The organism is Bacteroides sp. D20 (genome assembly GCF_003436255.1).
GTDB classification, from domain to species: domain Bacteria; phylum Bacteroidota; class Bacteroidia; order Bacteroidales; family Bacteroidaceae; genus Bacteroides; species Bacteroides uniformis.
Genome location: NZ_QSOO01000002.1, coordinates 248,839 through 266,825, shown reverse-complemented (window position 1 = coordinate 266,825; position 17,987 = coordinate 248,839). Strand labels below are relative to the sequence as shown.

The 17,987-nt window shown below is 46.6% G+C and carries 14 protein-coding genes; 1 reads left to right on the top strand and 13 read right to left on the bottom strand.

The features are described from left to right. Position 1: 1 nt before the first annotated feature. Both DXD78_RS02970 and DXD78_RS02965 read right to left on the bottom strand, forming a co-directional pair. Positions 2 to 1,126: an HpaII family restriction endonuclease gene (locus tag DXD78_RS02970; RefSeq protein ID WP_009036893.1), complete on the bottom strand. Its 1,125-nt coding sequence runs from the start codon at positions 1,124 to 1,126 to the stop codon at positions 2 to 4. 158 nt (positions 1,127 to 1,284) lie between these two features. Beyond that, the gene (locus DXD78_RS02965) at positions 1,285 to 1,881 is read right to left on the bottom strand and encodes a YigZ family protein (RefSeq protein WP_009036892.1); all 597 of its coding nucleotides are present in this window, start codon (positions 1,879 to 1,881) and stop codon (positions 1,285 to 1,287) included. Positions 1,882 to 2,012: 131 nt separating this feature from the next. Here DXD78_RS02965 and DXD78_RS02960 point away from each other — a divergent pair, with 131 nt between their 5' ends. Then, positions 2,013 to 3,164, top strand: a complete 1,152-nt coding sequence (locus DXD78_RS02960) for a glycerate kinase (protein ID WP_009036891.1) — start codon at positions 2,013 to 2,015, stop codon at positions 3,162 to 3,164. Here the strand turns inward: DXD78_RS02960 and DXD78_RS02955 are convergent. From DXD78_RS02955 to DXD78_RS02900, 11 genes are all read right to left on the bottom strand, one after another. After that, positions 3,161 to 4,501, bottom strand: coding sequence for an MATE family efflux transporter (locus DXD78_RS02955; RefSeq protein WP_009036890.1), 1,341 nt, complete (start codon positions 4,499 to 4,501; stop codon positions 3,161 to 3,163). The two genes, DXD78_RS02960 and DXD78_RS02955, sit on opposite strands and share 4 nt — an antisense overlap. A gap of 109 nt (positions 4,502 to 4,610) precedes the next feature. Further along, positions 4,611 to 4,793 (bottom strand): hypothetical protein, encoded by a 183-nt coding sequence (locus DXD78_RS02950; RefSeq protein ID WP_005828120.1) that lies wholly within the window; start codon positions 4,791 to 4,793, stop codon positions 4,611 to 4,613. A 64-nt stretch (positions 4,794 to 4,857) separates the two neighbouring features. Continuing rightward, the gene (locus DXD78_RS02945) at positions 4,858 to 5,259 is read right to left on the bottom strand and encodes an FKBP-type peptidyl-prolyl cis-trans isomerase (RefSeq protein ID WP_005836316.1); all 402 of its coding nucleotides are present in this window, start codon (positions 5,257 to 5,259) and stop codon (positions 4,858 to 4,860) included. A gap of 18 nt (positions 5,260 to 5,277) precedes the next feature. Beyond that, the gene (locus tag DXD78_RS02940; protein ID WP_009036889.1) at positions 5,278 to 5,853 is read right to left on the bottom strand and encodes a flavodoxin family protein; all 576 of its coding nucleotides are present in this window, start codon (positions 5,851 to 5,853) and stop codon (positions 5,278 to 5,280) included. A gap of 130 nt (positions 5,854 to 5,983) precedes the next feature. Next, positions 5,984 to 7,231: a DUF1015 domain-containing protein gene (locus DXD78_RS02935; RefSeq protein WP_009036888.1), complete on the bottom strand. Its 1,248-nt coding sequence runs from the start codon at positions 7,229 to 7,231 to the stop codon at positions 5,984 to 5,986. 216 nt (positions 7,232 to 7,447) lie between these two features. Further along, positions 7,448 to 8,371, bottom strand: a complete 924-nt coding sequence (locus DXD78_RS02925; RefSeq protein ID WP_009036886.1) for an NAD(P)-dependent oxidoreductase — start codon at positions 8,369 to 8,371, stop codon at positions 7,448 to 7,450. A 110-nt stretch (positions 8,372 to 8,481) separates the two neighbouring features. Further along, positions 8,482 to 9,549 (bottom strand): 3-phosphoserine/phosphohydroxythreonine transaminase, encoded by a 1,068-nt coding sequence (serC, locus tag DXD78_RS02920; RefSeq protein ID WP_009036885.1) that lies wholly within the window; start codon positions 9,547 to 9,549, stop codon positions 8,482 to 8,484. A gap of 274 nt (positions 9,550 to 9,823) precedes the next feature. Beyond that, positions 9,824 to 11,161: a DEAD/DEAH box helicase gene (locus tag DXD78_RS02915; RefSeq protein WP_009036884.1), complete on the bottom strand. Its 1,338-nt coding sequence runs from the start codon at positions 11,159 to 11,161 to the stop codon at positions 9,824 to 9,826. A gap of 147 nt (positions 11,162 to 11,308) precedes the next feature. Continuing rightward, a complete protein-coding gene (locus DXD78_RS02910) occupies positions 11,309 to 12,598 on the bottom strand; it encodes a DNA/RNA non-specific endonuclease (RefSeq protein ID WP_005828102.1) in 1,290 nt (429 codons plus the stop codon). A 97-nt stretch (positions 12,599 to 12,695) separates the two neighbouring features. Further along, the gene (locus DXD78_RS02905) at positions 12,696 to 15,188 is read right to left on the bottom strand and encodes a choice-of-anchor J domain-containing protein (protein WP_034528708.1); all 2,493 of its coding nucleotides are present in this window, start codon (positions 15,186 to 15,188) and stop codon (positions 12,696 to 12,698) included. 12 nt (positions 15,189 to 15,200) lie between these two features. Beyond that, positions 15,201 to 17,948, bottom strand: a complete 2,748-nt coding sequence (locus tag DXD78_RS02900; protein WP_005828100.1) for a TonB-dependent receptor — start codon at positions 17,946 to 17,948, stop codon at positions 15,201 to 15,203. Positions 17,949 to 17,987: the final 39 nt, after the last annotated feature.

The following is a 17,987-nucleotide window of genomic DNA, read 5'->3' as shown; positions in this document are numbered from 1 at the left end:
TTCACCGTTTCACCAGCCCAATCTTTACATTCAGCTTGAAGTACCAGACGCCGTTCTCGCGCTCCAAGAAGCCGTATTTATCTTTCTCTACGGCACCTTTCTCCAAACGTGTGTTCTGATAAAGGAAGTCTGCAAAGACCTGCGGACGGGATTTGTGGTAGCAAAGTACCTGCCCGCTGCCGTCCGTCAGGAAGAAGCCTTCGACGGCAGAGTCCGTACCGTTATAAATTTTGGCAGGGCGCATGCCGAGGGCAAGTGCCAGCAGGAACTGCTTCATCTTGAACTCGTAGAAGCGGTGCTTGTTTATCAACTCGTCCTTTATCTTCAACGGATTCATCTCCTTGATGCGCTCCGTCAATTCGCTGATGCGGGTGATGCCGTCCAAGTGCATCAAGCGCACCATCTCGGCAAGCATGCGGGGGAAGTGGAGGTCTATCATCAGCAAGTTGCAACGGAACACGCGGTCGGCAACGTCGGCATACTTCAGCACGCCGCCCAGTCGCTCAATCATCATCATGCGTTCTGCCACTTCCGTAGGAGATTCCGGCAGGGCATTCACCTTGTTCACCGTGGGCACGGCAAACTTGACACCGCTTTGCTCCAGCTTCAGATTCGCCGTGCGCCCTCCGTCCAGCAACGGATTCATCGGGGCGAGACGACAACGGACATTGAAGCCCGTCAGAGGTGCTTCGGGATGCCAGAAGGCAACGGAAAAGTCGGTACGGTCTTCCGTCTTTGCTTCCAGGTCGAAGATGTTGGCAGCATCCAGGAAGGCTTCCAAGCCTTCGGACACTTCCACTTCCTCGCCCGAAACGTTCTTCAGCAGATGCAGGATAAGTGTTGCCGCATCGCCAAAGTCCTCGCGGGGAAAGCGCAGCTCCTCTTTCTCGCCCGGAACAAACGAACCGTCCTTCCCGGTAGTTCCGCTGACAACGCGTACTTCCTGCGCTTCGATATAGTAACGGCGCGTACCGTCATGCTCTTCCCTCTGTATCAAGGCAACGGGCCAGCGCAGGGTTTCGTCTTTTTCAGCTTTCGGTGTGCCCAATGACACGGCTCCATCCGCCAGCAGGCGAAAGAAGGTGTAGAGCTCGCCCAGTTCTCTTTTTGTTGCACTAAATGCCATAAACTTTCTTTTGTTTAAAGGGGGGGAGTCAGCCTTTCATAAGAAGTGGTACCGTTTCCGCAAAGAAAACAGTCTGTTCCTCATAGGAAAACAACTTGTTCCGTTAAAGGAAACGAACAACTTCCCTATTAAAAGGGGCTCTTATCCCATTTGTTGTATTATTCAAACCTTAATGTTTCTACTTTCTCCAACCGTGCCCGCAACTTCGGCATCATGGACTGACGGATGCGGAGCGTCATACGGCAGTCCATATCATACGACTGTTCCAGAATTTCCGGCTCCTCCTCCTTCACCACCCGCATCACATCGTTCATGAAGGGGTATTCGAAGAGGAAAGTCACCTCCTCATCTACCGTCTTTTCAATGATGGTGGCAGCGGCAATGGCTTCGGCGGCAGCAGCCTTATAAGCTACAATCAGTCCACTCGTACCCAACTTGATACCGCCAAAGTAGCGCACTACGATGACGAGAATATCCGTCAGTTCGTTGGAATTGATTTGTCCCAGAATCGGCTTGCCTGCCGTACCCGATGGTTCGCCGTTGTCGTTGGCACGGAAGTCCTTCCGCTCATGGCCCAACATGTAGGCATAGCACACGTGGCGGGCGTCGTAGTATTTCTTCTGGTAAGTTTCCAGATGCGCCTTCACCTCCTCTACTGTACGCACCGGCAGGGCAATAGCAATGAACTTGCTGCGCTTTTCAGTGTAAATGCCCTCGGAAGGGGCAACGATGGTTTTATACGTATCTTCGCTCATGCTGCAAAGATAATGCAAACCGAAGAGAGAACTTTCATGCTTGCATGAAAAAGAAATGAAATTTTGTATATACCTTTGTAATTGTACAACTTGTCATCCGAAGCATGACGAAATTATAAAAGACCGCATTTATGAAAAAGATAGTGATTGCCCTTGATTCCTTTAAAGGATGTCTCACCTCGGCAGAAGCCGGAGAAGCTGCCGCCCAAGGGGTACATGCCGCATGTCCCGAATGCCGGACCATCGTGCTCCCTGTGGCCGACGGTGGAGAAGGCATGCTCGACGTCCTGCTTGCAGCCAGTAACGGAAAACGTATCACCGTCCGTGCCCACGACCCGTTGATGCAACCGTGCGATGCCAGTTACGGCATCTCCGGAGACGGCAATACCGCATTCATAGAGATGGCCGCCATCAGCGGACTGCCTCTGGTTCCTGCCGACAAAAGGAATCCGATGAAAACCACCACCTTCGGAACGGGCGAACTGATACGCGATGCCCTGGAACGGGGATGCCTCCGTTTCGTCATCGGACTTGGAGGGAGCGCCACGAACGATGCCGGTCTGGGAATGCTGCAAGCATTGGGATTCCGTTTCTTCGATAAAGAAGGACACGAAGTGGGAAGCATGAAAAAAGGCATCGCCCTATGCGGTGCCCTTCTATCGGCAATCAGCTCCATAGACAGCTCTTCTGCCCATCCCGCACTGAAAAAGGCATGTTTCACGGCGGCGTGTGATGTACGCAATCCTTTCTTCGGTCCCAATGGAGCAGCCCACGTATTCGCTCCCCAAAAAGGAGCAGACGCGGATATGGTGAAGGAACTGGATGTTGCTATGCAGCATCTTTCGGACGTCATATTCCGCACTACCGGCAAAGACGTATCCTTGCATCCCGGTGCCGGTGCGGCAGGCGGTATGGGGGGCGGTCTCCACGCATTTCTGGATGCACAGTTGAAACCCGGCATAGAGCTTTTTTTGGAAACTCTGGACTTTGCAGAAAAGATTAAGGATGCCGACCTCATCATCACTGGAGAAGGGAAATCGGACCGGCAGACTCTTATGGGAAAAGTGCCTTCGGGCATCTTGCAGGAAGCAAGAAGGCAACATATTCCCGTCATCCTGCTGGCAGGAGCGATAGAGGATGCCGGGATACTGAATGCAGCCGGATTCCGGGGCGTATTCTCCATTACCCCCTCTCCCGTCTCTTTGGAGCAGGCCATGCAGCCTGAATTTGCTCAAGAAAATATCCGAAGGACAGTGGAGCAAATTTGCCGGATTTTCTTTTAACTCCCTCTAACTCCTTTAACATACCGATAGCACCAGATACCAACTACATCGGCAATCAGCCAGCCGATGGGGATAGACCACCAGATGCCTGTCACCCCAATCTCAGGTATCGAAGCAAACCAGTAAGAAAGAACTACACGGGTGCCCAGCGACAGCACGGTCAGCACAACAGACATGCCCGGCATACGGATGGCCCGATAGTATCCGTACAGCAAAAACAAGATGCCGATGCCACAGTAGAAAGCACCTTCGATGCGTAGGTACGCCACTCCCACCGCAATAATCTCCGTCTCGTCCGGACGGACAAAGATAAGCATCAGTGGCTCGGCAAACACGAAAACCAGCACGGACACGAGGAGTGAGAAAACAACCGCTGTGACAAATGCACTGCGAACACCCCGGTGGATACGGTCGTAACGTCCGGCCCCGAAGTTCTGTGCAATAAAGGTGGAAAAGGCGTTCCCAAATTCCTGCACGGGCATATAGGCGAAAGAGTCAATCTTCACAGCTGCCGCAAAAGCTGCCATTACCGCTGTTCCAAAGCTGTTGACAAGTCCCTGTACCATCAGGATTCCCAGATTCATCACCGACTGTTGGACGCAAGTCAGTGTAGAGAAGGAAGCTATTTCCTTCAAGCAAGTACGGTCAAAACACATGTCTTCATGATGCCATCGCAGTTCCGGACGCCTTCTGTAAGTATAAATGATGATGCCCAGAGCAGCTACTCCTTGAGCAAGGACAGTGGCCGAAGCCGCACCCTGAATCCCCCAATCCAGTTGTAGGATAAAAAACAAGTCGAGCGCTATATTCAGAACGACAGAAACTGCCAGAAACCAAAGCGGAGTGACAGAATCCCCTACTGCACGCAGCAGAGATGCGTAGAAGTTATAGATAAAGGTGAAAACTATACCGCAGAAGATTATCCACAAATAGCTGCGCATCATGCCGTATATGTCTTGCGGAACCTGCAACAGCCGGAGAATAGGATCGAGCCAGATAAAAACGGCTACATTCAGTATCAGTGTCACGATACCTATCAGTACAAACGAACTGAATATGCTACGACGCAGTGCTACATGGTTTCCGGCACCATAATGTAAAGAGAACACAGTGCCACTGCCCATCGCCAGTCCCAGCAAAACGGATATCAGGAAAACCATCAGTGTGTATGCCGAACCGACCGCCGCCAACGCCCCTGCACCAATGCATTGGCCTACAATGAGCGTATCTGCAATGTTGTAGCATTGCTGCAAAAAAGACCCTACCAGCATGGGTAGGGTAAAATGCAATAAAGTACCGGTTATGCCTCCTTGAGTGAGGTCTCCTTTCCGTAGCATCCTGCTTTTGTTTTTAAGAGTTTCATTTCCGGGTACAAAGATACAAAACCCTCCAACAAATCATCTGGACTCGACGAAGAAAGAGGCATGTAATAAAAAAAGCAGAGGGTTAACCTCTGCTCTCCATACTGTTTTTGTCAGGATTCAGAATCTTTACGACCTGACGAACATCTCTCTTGTCTGCATTACCGTAAAGGCCAATCTGTTGTCCGGGTACTGTTCCCTTTTCATGTTCTGCCTGGGACAATGCTACTTTCGGGTCAATATGCCCTGCTTTCTTATCTATATTCATACCTATTGAGTTTTTCTAAATTCTTATATGAGAACAAGATAAAAAAGCAAATTGTTCAGCAGTGTCACGAGATATTTAGTAATTCCACTTCAAATATCAGTGTGGAATACGCCGGAATGGGTCCACTGGTACGTGTACCGTATCCCATGGTGTAAGGGATATATACAATCCAACGACTTCCGGGATGCATTCGTAGCAAGGCAATCTGCCAGCCCTCAATCACTTCATTCAGACGAAAAGCCTCCGGACAATTCCGTTTCCACGAATTATCGAACTCACGCCCATTGATAAGCGTGCCTTTATAATGCACAGATACTACACTGTTGAGACGTGGTGTCAGACCGTCTCTGCCTTCCTCCAATACCCGATAAAGTATGCCGCAAGGCAATTCCTTGATTCCTTCTGCCGTACGCAACTGTTCCAGAAACTGTTCGTTCTGCAATTTATATTCTTCTTTTCTACCCATATTGACTTTTTCAATACTTTACAATAATTTGTGCACTGCTTTCTTGCAGTTCCGCATATCCTTTTCCGTCAGCTCAGGATGCTTCTTAGTACCTCCCCTCTCAATGGTTTTCACAATCTTGAAACCACTCCATTTCAGAATCTCCCTGAAAGCTTTCACCACACCGTGCGTCTGATTATAGAGAATATTGAAAGGATAAGGGGTAGTACAAGTGCTTACCACAATCGCTTTCTTGCCCTTATGAAGCGGAAGGGGTATCCCCCAAGAGTTCTCCCCCATCATACCGTAAACCATACGGTCGAAAAGCACTTTCACTTCTCCCGGCATGTTTCCCCAATAGCAAGGGGCACCGATTATCACTGCATCGGCTTCTTTCATAGACTGCAACACTCTCTGTGCCCCATCCTCGGGCAGACAACACTTCAATGAACTGCGACACTTCATGCAACCGATGCAGGGATGTACCTGCAACTGTGGAACGTCTATATAAACTGTTCCAACTCCGCAGCCTTCAAGTTCCTGCTTCATCAGCTCCAACATTTTCGACATGTTGCCATGACGGCGGGGACTACCGTTAAGAATCAATACCTTCATTGTATACTCTCAATTTTTCGGCAAAGGTCGGCATTTTCTACATAATAACCTTATTATTCTGTTTTAATCCGAAAAAAACGGGGATGTCTTTTAGTGGAAGACATCCCCGTTTCAGTTTATATCAATTCATTTAGTCCAGTTTATGAATCACCAACCCCGAACGCAACTTCGGCTCAAACCAAGTTGTCTTGGGAGGCATGATGTTGCCCGTATCGGCGATGTCCATCAGCTGCTTCATGGAAACGGGATAGAGGGCCAATGCCACTTTCATCTCACCGCTGTCCACCCGCTTCTTCAACTCTTCCAAACCACGGATGCCACCTACAAAGTCGATACGCTTGTCGGAACGGAGGTCTTTGATGCCAAGCACTTCATCCAGTATCAGATTGGAGGAGATGGTTACATCCAGTACACCAATGGGGTCGTTATCATTATAAGTACCCGGTTTGGCAGTAAGGCTGTACCACTTTCCGTCCAGATAGAGGGAGAAGTTATGCAGTCCGGACGGCTTATAGATGTCCTCACCTTTCTCCTCCACGATGAAATTCTTGCCCACAGCGGCCAGGAACTCTTCGGGAGTCATGCCGTTCAAGTCCTTCACCACCCGGTTATAGTCAATAATAGTCAACTGGTTGGCAGGGAAGCACACGGCCATGAAGTAATTGTACTCTTCGTCACCACGGTGATTGGGGTTTTGCTTGGCTTTCTCTGCACCCACCAAAGCGGCAGCGGCGCTGCGATGATGCCCATCGGCAATGTAGAGGGCGGGCATTTGGGCAAACTCTTGGGTAATGGCATCAATGTCCTCCTGCTTGTCTATAATCCAGAAGGTATGACCAAAACCGTCACCCGGAGCGATAAAGTCGTATACCGGTTTCCCGGCTGTATAACGGGAAATGATGGCATCCAGCGCAGCATTATCGGGATAGGCAAAGAACACGGGTTCAATATTGGCATTGTTCACCCGAACATGTTTCATACGGTCCTCTTCTTTGTCACGACGAGTCAACTCGTGCTTCTTGATAACACCGTTCATATAATCGGGAACATAGGCACCAACAACAAGACCGTACTGTGTCTTGCCGTTCATGGTCTGGGCATAGACGTAATAGTTTTCTTTATCATCTTGCACCAGCCAGCCTTTCTCTTGGAACATACGAAAGTTCTCTGCAGCTTTCCGATAAACACGTTCGTCATGTTCATCCGTACCGACGGGAAAATCTATTTCCGGCTTGATAATATGATATAAGGACTTCTCATTACCTTCCGCTTCTGCACGTGCTTCTGCAGAATTCAATACGTCGTAAGGACGGGACGCTACTTGTTCCACCAAATCCTGAGGGGGACGAATCCCCTTAAAGGGTTTAATTATAGCCATAAGAGAGTGTTTTATATGGATTATTGAGGTTTCTTTTTCACGAAATATCTTACCAGATAAATTGCACTACCTAATATCAGTACAATAGATACGCCCTCGCAAAAGCCGAGGGCGAAATCTGACAATTCATTTCTGAATATACTACTTAATGAAAATATACCAGCACCTATTGCTAAATAAAGAACTGAACATTTATAGGTAGTCTTACTATTCATCTCATTTTCTGTTTACGCGGAACTTCTCGCAACCGTCTTTCAGGAAGCCTACAATCTGCTTGGCAGCGGCAATACCTGCGTTGATATTGGCTTCGGCAGTCTGGGCCCCCATCTTTTTCGGTGTAGAGAAATAACGTCCGGCAAACTTGGCTGCAAACGTTTCGTGGGCTGCAGGCATAATGTCTGTCATGTATTTCAGGTCGGTACGCTCTTCCATCAGCTGGATAAGCTCGGCTTCATTGATGACTTCCTTACGGGCTGTGTTCACCAGCAGGCCACCTTTCGGCATTTTGTTCACCAATGCATAATTGATGGAATTCTTCGTTTCGGCAGTTGCAGGGATATGCAGGGAAACGACGTCGCAAGCAGAGTAAAGTTCTTCGGCAGAATCCACAGCCTTCACTCCATCCTTCTCGATTACTTCTTTCGGACAGAAAGCATCGAACGCATAAATCTTCATACCGAAACCTTTGGCAATACGGGCTACGTTGCGACCCACGTTACCATAAGCGTGGATACCCAGTTTCTTGCCCATCAGTTCCGTACCGGAAGTACCGTTATACATATTACGGACAGCCATCACCATCAAGCCGAAAGCCAACTCGGCCACAGCATTGGAGTTCTGTCCCGGAGTATTCATTACACATACGTTGTGGGCAGTAGCTGCTTCCAGGTCCACATTGTCATAACCGGCACCGGCACGCACCACAATCTTCAGTTCCTTGGCGGCATCTAGCACTTCAGCATCAATGATGTCACTGCGGATAATGATAGCGTTTGCATCTTTCACAGCCTCCAGCAGCTTGGCTTTTTCACCATATTTCTCCAGCAGCACGAGTTCGTAACCTGCTGCTTCTATTTCTTTACGAATACCGTCTACTGCCACTTTGGCAAACGGTTTGTCTGTTGCAACTAATACTTTCATAATTTCATGATATTAAAAAGACTCACCACAGATGACACAGATTATCACAGAGTTTAATCATAAAAACAATCTGTGCAAATCTGCGTAATCTGTGGTGAAAAACAATATTATTAATGAAGTTTCTCAAATTCCTGCATGCAGTCAATCAAAGCCTGCACGCTTTCCTTCGGCATGGCATTATAGCAGGATGCACGGAATCCACCTACAGAACGGTGTCCCTTGATACCTACCATACCTCTTTCGGTAGCGAACTTCAAGAAGTCAGCTTCCAATTCCTTGTATTCGGGAGCCATCACAAAGCAGATGTTCATGCGTGAACGGTCTTCTTTGGCAGCCGTACCTACAAACATTTTGTTACGGTCAATTTCGGCATACAGCATATCGGCCTTTTCGATGGCACGGCGTTCCATTTCCTTCACGCCACCCTCTGCCTTAATCCAGCGCAATGTCTGCAGGGCTGCATAGATGGGGACAACGGGAGGAGTATTGAACATAGAGCCGCTGTCCACATGCGTCTGATAGTTCAGCATGGTCGGAATATAGCGGGATACCTTACCCAGAGCGTCATTCTTCACGATGACGAATGTAACACCGGAAGGAGCCAGATTCTTCTGCGCACCACCATAGATACAGATATATTTGGACACGTCGATAGGACGGGAGAAAATATCAGAAGACATATCGGCCACCATCGGAACGTTTACGTCCAAATCCTCTTTCAGTTCCGTACCGTAGATTGTATTGTTGGTAGTGATGTGGAAATAGTCTGCATCAGCAGGCACTGTATAGTCCTTCGGAATATAGGTATAAGTAGATTCAGCGGAAGAAGCGACTTCAACTACTTCACCGAATGCCTTAGCTTCTTTCATGGCTTTCTTGGCCCATACACCCGTATTCAGGTAAGCAGCTTTCTTTTCAAGGAAGTTGAAGGGTACCATGCAGAATTCCAAACTGGCACCACCGCCCAAGAACAGTACCGAATATCCTTCGGGGATATTGAGCAATTCTTTGAATAATGCCACAGCTTCGTCCACAACGGGTTGGAAGTCTTTGGCACGGTGGCTGATTTCCATCAGTGAGAGGCCTGAGGCATTGAAATCAAGAATAGCCTGTGCCGTATTCTCAATCACCTCACGAGGAAGGATAGAAGGTCCTGCATTGAAATTATGCTTTTTCATTTGAAGTTTGTTTTGGTTATACAATTTCGTTCATTAATGTCTTTCGACTTTGCGAAATTACGGAAATATTTCTTCAAAACAAACCTTTCCTGATGAAATTCTATTTTTAAGCCGCATTTAGCTTACTTTTTAATGGTTTATACAAGATATATGCACCATTTTGTTATCTTTACTTATCAAGGATAATACTTTTAGAGAAACTAAAAGCAAGGCGGTTTCATTACTTCATATTCAAAAGAATAAGCGCAAATAAAATGAATATTTATAAGATAAATCACTTTGCTTCCTCGATAACAGTTTTCATTCCCTTGATTTTTTCACCGCGTACCAGCGTCAACAATTGTTTCATTTTACTGCGGCGCACGGCTACAAAGGCATAGTGTTCCTTTACATCCACCTGCCCGACATCTTCACGCGCCATTCCTCCTTTTTTATACAAGAAGCCGACAATATCTATCTTGTTCAACTTATCCTTTTTCCCTTTACCTATATATAAGGTAGCCCATCGGGGCTTGGCCGGTTTGGGAAGCGTCTCCGGAAACTCGTACGTTTCGATGTCTTCAGAAATGTACTCGGGTACCCGCTCCTCGACATGCAGAACAAGATATGCATTTCCCGATGCCTCCCAGCGGGCAGTACGTCCATTACGGTGTGTATAGGCTTCCTCGTTTACGGGAGGATGGTAATGCACCACATTCTCAATACCCGGAATATCCAGTCCGCGGGCGGCAAGGTCTGTAGATATCAGTACGGCGCAACTGCCATTGCGGAACTTGTAAAGCGCACGTTCGCGGTCGGGCTGCTCCATACCGCCATGGAACATGTCGCAAGGGAACTTCCTGGCTTGCAGGTACCCGGCAACACGCTCCACGCTTTCACGATAATTGCAGAATACCAGAGTGGAATGATAGCCGAGAGTACAAAGCAGATTATAGAGGGTCTCCAGCTTGTCCTTCTCCGGAGAAACGACCTTATGCAGCCGCAGACGCGGAGCAAGGGCTTCCGGAGCAAGAAAATCAAGCTTCATGAGCCGGGAGCCGGAAGACGGGGAATCACCTCCTACTCCGGCAAATTGCGGTATTTCCTCTGCATCGGTGGCCGAGAGAAGCACACGCTTTTTCAGTGAGGGAAGCTGCCCGATAACCTCTGCCATCTCGTCATGGAAACCGAACTCAAGACACTTGTCGAATTCATCTATCACCAGAGTGACGACAGTGGCGGCATTGAAATTCTCTTTCCTCAAATGGTCGCTCATACGTCCCGGAGTACCGATAATGACGGCGGGATGAATGCCTTTCATTGTCCGGTGTTCTTCCATAGCAGGGCGTCCGCCATAGCAGCTCATAGCCTTGAAAGGAGTTCCCATGGACTTGAACACAGTTTCTATCTGCAAAGCCAATTCGCGTGAAGGTACTAGTACAAGAGCCTGCACACTTTGTATATCCGCTTTCAAGGTCTGTACCAGCGGAAGGAGGAAAGCCAGTGTCTTACCCGAACCGGTAGGCGAAAGAAGCACTAAATCTTGGGCTGATTGATAGGCTTCCTTAGCAGCCTCCTGCATCGGAGTAAGTTCTTGTATCTTCAAATTATGAAGTATATCCGAAAGTTCCATGAATATCTCTTTTTTTAATCAATATGCAAAGATACGGATAAGAAGTCAGTTTCCATCAAAACGAAAACAGCTTTTAAGAAAGCTACCTAAATCATGACATGCCCGTCATACTAAAAGGGGAGACTCTCCTTATAGTTTCTGAAGCTTTTACCAAGCCCAATCGTCAGCACTATAAGTAGCTTCTACAGTCTTCTCTATCTCATTAGGCAGGTTACAGAAGAAGTCGATACCGGTTTCGTACTCCAAATTTTTAATAGAAACGGCATAAACCATAAATTCATCTTTTCCAGGTTTTTCTGGCAATAATTCAGAATGAGGGACTAAAAAAGCGATAGTATGATAAACCCCTGCCTTCTCGCTCAACAGAGCCATGTAATAATAGCTGGGGCAAATGAGTCCGCCAAGTGTCAGCCCGTCGGCATTGGTGGTGGGATAAAGCCCGTCATTGGCTTTCTTCACACCTGTGAAATTGGTAAGCAAACGGTCAGTAGTACCACCTTTCACGACATAAAGTTTGTCGTATGTGCCATTGATGGTGGAACGTCCCCAAGTCTGCACCTGCTTCTCAAGAGCCGCCCAATACTTTTGATTGAAACTCCCTATCTGTGGCGAGATATTACTGTAGTAGAAGGTCTGCTTATTGGCACTTTTACTGTACACACGGTCTTCGCTGGCACAAAGATGCCCCTTGTCGTACCCATCGCTCTTATGCATGGATTCAGTCACCTCCACGCTGTTGTCAATATTGGGGTCGTCTTGATTCCACTCGTTGGCACGCTTCACGTTGTCTTGCGCAGTAATCGGGTCGAAACTGAATGCCACCCAAGCCGAATGCTTCTTGGAAGCGATGTATTCCAAAGAGAAATTGAGTACCTGCCCGGCACCTTCCTCATCAGACACGCCTGCATAGTATTCAATATATTGATTGGTTGCATTGAGAGCTGGGATTTCAAGATTGTCTGCTTTATTGTTATCAGCAATATTGGCATTTTTCACATCTATATCCTCAGAAGCCACATACTCTATGCCCACTTCATTACCGTGAATATAGGCCACGCGGAGCTTGCCCATCTGATAATGATTGTAGCGGTTGAAACGCACCCAATAGCACGTAGAGGGTTTCACCTCAACGCTTTCGCTGAAAGCATCGGCAGACGGAACAACAGTAAGCCCTTCCAGCGACTCACTATTAACAGGAGCAAATGCGTAATTACGCCCGGTAAAAGCTTTGGACTGGATATAGAAAGGGGTGCCGATAGCCTTGGGCTTATACACGTTGAAACCATTGTCGCTCGACTCATAGCCCTTCATCACGTAAGTATCCGAACCCTGCTCGGTAGGTATTATCTCGGGAATGAGCGAAGCCTCTGAAGAATCATCACATCCAGCCAGCCAAATTCCGACCAGCAAAAGAAATAAGTAAGACAGTTTTTTCATCTATGTTTCTAAATTTGATTTTACGATACTAAGAATGCAAATGTGGTAATGGACAGTAAAGTCCATTACCACATTGTCTATTGCACAACCTCAGGAATTATTCCTTCACCACAAAGTTACTCATGTAGAATGTAGGAGCAAATCCAGGATCAGTATTACTTGCATAACGGAATGCCACATATACTTTCTTGCCCACATAGTCGGCCATGGAAGTACGCATTTCGATCTCTTTAGAGCTTGTAGGCCACTCGAACGACAACGGATCACTCCAAGCCGCTCCCTGCAATGCTGCAATCTTCTCTTCCTCAGTAGCAGTAGAAGCCGCAGGGATATAATTTTCGGACACATGTACAGACACTGCGTTCTCAATTTTGCCTCCATACAAATAGTCTGCCGAAGCAGTGAATACCATCTGTGGGGCAATAGCTTCGGTAAGATCTACCTCACCGGTTACAAGCCATGCCTCCGTATCGCGGTTACGCTGATAATAACCGCTTGCCTTGATACGGGTATAACCTGCACCTGCACTCCATACATAATTCATGCCATCAAGCTTCACATTTACAATCTGGGCATCGTTATGAAGTTCACCAGCAAAGTCATTGCTATAATACTCTTTTGCTTCCATCCATTTGCCGTCAGTCTTCAGGAATGCCATTTCAGCAGTTTCCGTTTCGGTATTCTTCTTCACCCATGCAGTGCCATCGAAGCCATATTCATCGGCCATCACATCATACTCCTTATTTCCGAAATAAACTACTGCCTTGACATCCCCGCTCTGTGCGTAAGGGAATGCATTCTTCAGATAAACGGGCAATACGGCATCAGCATCGCTCAAATAGTCCGAACCGGTAGAAACATAATCGGCAGGTTGCATCACACGGATACCGATACTTGCGCTTTCTTCGTAGGCAGTCCAAGCCGAACCGTCATACTGGTAGAGAGCAGAAGCATTTGGCTTCACGTCTGATGCACGGGTAACGGCACGAGCAGGCATTTCAGCTTCTGATTCAGGAATCTCCTTATAAATATCCACACCCTCATAATACCCTGATACGGTACTTGTAAGTGACATATTCTTAAACTCTACAGTAGGCGCACACTCTGTAGTACTCTTATAACGGAAAGCAATGGCTATCTTCTTGCCCTCGTAAGCACTCAGGTCAATATCACCGGAATTTACATAATTCCAATTCTTGCCTTCCGGCCATTGAGGTACATTCAGAGCCTTCCATTCAGCAGTAGCCACATCATCCACATAATCTTCCGAAGCCAGCAATTCAATAAAATCAGCACGATTGTTACCATTCAAGAAATTAATGGCAATATCTACCTTAAGAAGAGGAGCCTTCGCTTTTGCTAAATCTATAATAGGAGAAACCACCCATGCTTCCGATTCAAAATCGCTATCTCCTACATGAGCACTACCCTTCCAACCATATTTACCATCCACCTTCCATACATTAGTTAACGTGCCGGTAAGTTTCACATTTTGAGTAGTGAAACCGCCCTCGTTTCCATTGAACGACTCATTCATATAAATGCCCAACGTAGCATTCGGATAAGAACCGTATGAATAAGAGTTTCCTTTTTCATAGAAATTCAGCTTGATGATTTTGTCCTTTTCCACATTTTTTACATCAAATGCCTTACGGTCATAGTTGTAAGCAAAGCTCCAATCCCCACCCTCGGGTATGGAAGTACCGATGTTGAAACTGTTAAACGTACCACTCTGATAAATGAACTTGCCATCCGGACGTTGCATAGTGAAACCTTTTTCCGTAGGAGTAAGTGTCATGATATGATTGGACACATCGCTGGTGATGAAACCATCCGCAATCTCTACCGGTTCACCCTCCATATAACCATACGTCTTATCCGGGTCTTTGAACTGACCGAAAGGAATCCAAGTATTGTCCTTCGTCGGAGCCACAATGACATAATTACCTCCTTCGGCATCAATAGAAGTTACTTTCTGGTATACCATTTTCACTGCACCGCCGCCTGTACTGGGCTCGGTCTCCGACCAAGCGTAATTCACTTGGCACACATCTCCCGTCTTCGGGTTCTTGATACCTTCCTTCAACAAAGCAGGAAGCTTCTTCAACGTAGAAGGGGTGAGATATTTCACTACCATGCTTTCCCCCCATACTGTAGCGTAATTGTCAGAAGTAAGATCGAAAGTCTGAGCTTCGTTTATCTTCGAGAGATATTCAGGTTGCTCCTTGCCGATATTGTACTGCACCAGCACCTTGGAACCATCTGACAGATATGCGTAGAGCGAATCGACAAATGCAGGCAGATAATCTTCAGGAGCTACCATATCAGTAAACATCTTGGTTTTACCCAGCTGGTTCAATGCCGTAAGATAAGTCTGCCCCTCGGGATCCTTGGCGAGAGCTATCCCTTGGTTCTTCGGCATAGAAGCTATTTTGCCATAATGGGCATCAGCCAATACGAGGGTATCGGTACTGACATCCGTGATGGTTTCTTTTTCATCAAATCCGGGGAAATTATCCTCGTTATAATCGCAGGCCCCAAGTGCAAACAGCGAAGCCAGTGCGGTTCCTAATAATATATGTTTTTTCATAAATATGTTCGCTTAGAAATTCAACTTCAATCTTACAGTATAAGTACGTCCCCAACCATAGATAACACGTGTGGCCGTCTCCCAGTCATGGTTACTTCCATCGCGTGCATCGGCTATGTACTCTTGGTTGAACAAGTTGTTCACATTGCCGCTCAGTGTAGCACGAATCTTACCGAAGTCAAAGGTATATCCTGCACTTACATCAAATGTGCTCCATGAAGGAATCTCCCAAGGTTTTTCCACCACGTAAGCCTCTTTTTGAGTGGCTTGGCTCGCATCAATGTCATAATCGGCATAATTGCGTGCAAAGAAGTTCCAGTCTGCATTAAGACGCAAGCCTTTCATTGGGCGGAATGTCACTCCCAAAGCAGCTGTAGTCTGAGCAGAACCGCCCACCTGTACATTATCCATTTCAATGGTATACTTGTACTGATCTACATTACTCATATCTGTCACCACTTCACCACGGCTATTCGCCATAATCTGGCCTTCAGTATTCATCATGAAGCCTTTCGCTGTCCCATTCCAGCGCCAGTCTCCCCAAGAGAACATACCGTTAACTTCCATCCAGCGGAAAGGCTTGGCAATAAAGTCAAGCTCTATACCCATGTGGTTAGCCTGCGCACCGGTCATGTTCATTGTCCAACGCTGGGAAGCCCCGTTTACGTCTTCATAGGATCCGGTATCATATAAAGCCTTGTCTTTCCACATAGTATAATAGGCGTTTACATTGGCTGAAAAATACTGGCTACGATATCCATAACCTAATTCGAAAGAGTAAACTTTCTCATTCTTAGCATCGGGATTACGCTCATGTGAACTCTGAGAATTGATGAAGGTATTATCAAAAATAGGAGCACGGCTGATAAATCCGGTATTGAAGAATACGTTATTGTAATCATCAAGGTTGTAATTCAAACCAGCTTTCACATTGCCTCCCAAATAATGCTTCTTCGAAGACAGCTGTTTGTCACCACTATAATAAAAACGGTCTTTACGCCAATAACTGGTATTTGTAAGACCACCTGAAACAAATGCACTCACTTTATCTTTATTATACTCCAATTGGGCAAAACCACCTTCGTACATCACAAAACCGTCGTAGTCACGACGAATCACATCTCCTACTCCCAACTTCTGGTTTACCCAGGAGGTGACTCCACCATTCACACTATTCTCAGCCAATACACTCTTACGGTTATAAGAGTCTACATAATACTGCCCTCCAAAAAGATCGGTAATGACATTCTTGTGCAAACCTTTATAATAGCGGAAGTCAATACCACCATAGAAATCAAAGTAATCACCAAACTTAGTGGTATAAGTAGAAATCAATCCTGTCCAGAAATGGTCGTTCGAGGCTTTGTTCATAATCATCAGCGAACCTTTATAACCGGGCATTCCACTCACATTCACCGGATTAGTATAGTTATCTGCATTAAGCTTATCCACAGCATCATAATCAAAAGTACCATCAGGACAACGGAACTGAGTGTTCACCGTACCATCACTGGCCGTACCGTACCAAGAGCTGGTGTACCCCGTTACCCCCGTACCACTATAGCCCGCACCAGTACCGATAGACATATAAGCTGCTGTACTGAGGCTTGACTTATGGTTGATTTGCCACAAATGATTAAGAGACATCTGGGGCTTATGGTATTCGTTACGTGAAGAGTTCATCACTTGTCCATTGCGATAACCGAAAGTAGAGTTGTAACGATAGGGACTTTCCTCACCCATCCATTGTTTTACACGCTGATACTCCTTGATATTCAAACCATTTGCCATATTACGCTGATTATGCCACTGAGGTGCTCCAAAAGCTGTAAATGAAAGTTGATGGTTGTCATTGATACGTTTTGCAATACTCATGAACCAAGTGTAGGCCTCGGATTCCGTACCTTGAATATAACCGTCGCGTTTATCTCTGGCACCCAATAAAGTAAAGGCCCAACCATCTTTTGTCAGACCGGAAGAGACACTGAACATCACTTTACTGTAGCCGTCATTACCCATGCCGTAAGAGATGAAGCCGCCTTTCTTGGCATCAGTAGTCTTGGTTATAATGTTTTGTGAGCCACCTACTGAAGGAGTTGACACCTTGCTGGCACCAAGTCCACGTTGTACCTGAATACTGCTGGCCACATCAATCAAACCACCCCAGTTACTCATGTATACTTTCTGGTTTTCCATTCCGTTCATGGGTACACCGTTAATCATCATAGCCACATATTCTGACTTAAAACCACGAATCTTTATGTTGGAATCACCAAAGCCACCTCCCTCATTAGAAGCATAAACACCCGGAGTAGATTTCAAGATTTGCGGTAACTCCTGAGAACCTATCTTATCTTCAATAAATACGGGGTCGACAGTAGATACTGCAACCGGAGTCTTGCGTGCCACAGCAATAGACGATGTAATCACTACGTCCTTCAGCATCACAGCATCCGGTTCCATTGGGATAGCACCCAAATCCACAGAAGCGCCCTTCTGCGTAATCTTCTTCTTCTGGTCTTTATAACCCACGTACTTGAATAGTAATGTCGCATTCGAAGCAACGCTTTGCTTGAAATAGCCATCAATGTCGGTCACCGATCCTTGTGTAGTACCTTCCACCATGACGGCGGCACCCACTAACGGTTCACCTGTTTCTGAATCAACAAGCTGACCTCTCACTGTAGTCTGAGCAAATGCAGCGGCACTAAATACCGACAACACTGCAACCAACAGGAATTGAATTAGATGTTTTCTCATAATTCTGTTTTTTGTTAATAGATAGTGTTAATTAAACAT

Coding starts and splice junctions, on each gene's coding strand:
- DXD78_RS02970 (WP_009036893.1), bottom strand. CDS start 1,126: ATGGCATTTAGTGCAACAAAAAGAGAACTGGGCGAGCTCTACACCTTC.
- DXD78_RS02965 (WP_009036892.1), bottom strand. CDS start 1,881: ATGAGCGAAGATACGTATAAAACCATCGTTGCCCCTTCCGAGGGCATT.
- DXD78_RS02960 (WP_009036891.1), top strand. CDS start 2,013: ATGAAAAAGATAGTGATTGCCCTTGATTCCTTTAAAGGATGTCTCACC.
- DXD78_RS02955 (WP_009036890.1), bottom strand. CDS start 4,501: ATGCTACGGAAAGGAGACCTCACTCAAGGAGGCATAACCGGTACTTTA.
- DXD78_RS02950 (WP_005828120.1), bottom strand. CDS start 4,793: ATGAATATAGATAAGAAAGCAGGGCATATTGACCCGAAAGTAGCATTG.
- DXD78_RS02945 (WP_005836316.1), bottom strand. CDS start 5,259: ATGGGTAGAAAAGAAGAATATAAATTGCAGAACGAACAGTTTCTGGAA.
- DXD78_RS02940 (WP_009036889.1), bottom strand. CDS start 5,853: ATGAAGGTATTGATTCTTAACGGTAGTCCCCGCCGTCATGGCAACATG.
- DXD78_RS02935 (WP_009036888.1), bottom strand. CDS start 7,231: ATGGCTATAATTAAACCCTTTAAGGGGATTCGTCCCCCTCAGGATTTG.
- DXD78_RS02925 (WP_009036886.1), bottom strand. CDS start 8,371: ATGAAAGTATTAGTTGCAACAGACAAACCGTTTGCCAAAGTGGCAGTA.
- serC (WP_009036885.1), bottom strand. CDS start 9,549: ATGAAAAAGCATAATTTCAATGCAGGACCTTCTATCCTTCCTCGTGAG.
- DXD78_RS02915 (WP_009036884.1), bottom strand. CDS start 11,161: ATGGAACTTTCGGATATACTTCATAATTTGAAGATACAAGAACTTACT.
- DXD78_RS02910 (WP_005828102.1), bottom strand. CDS start 12,598: ATGAAAAAACTGTCTTACTTATTTCTTTTGCTGGTCGGAATTTGGCTG.
- DXD78_RS02905 (WP_034528708.1), bottom strand. CDS start 15,188: ATGAAAAAACATATATTATTAGGAACCGCACTGGCTTCGCTGTTTGCA.
- DXD78_RS02900 (WP_005828100.1), bottom strand. CDS start 17,948: ATGAGAAAACATCTAATTCAATTCCTGTTGGTTGCAGTGTTGTCGGTA.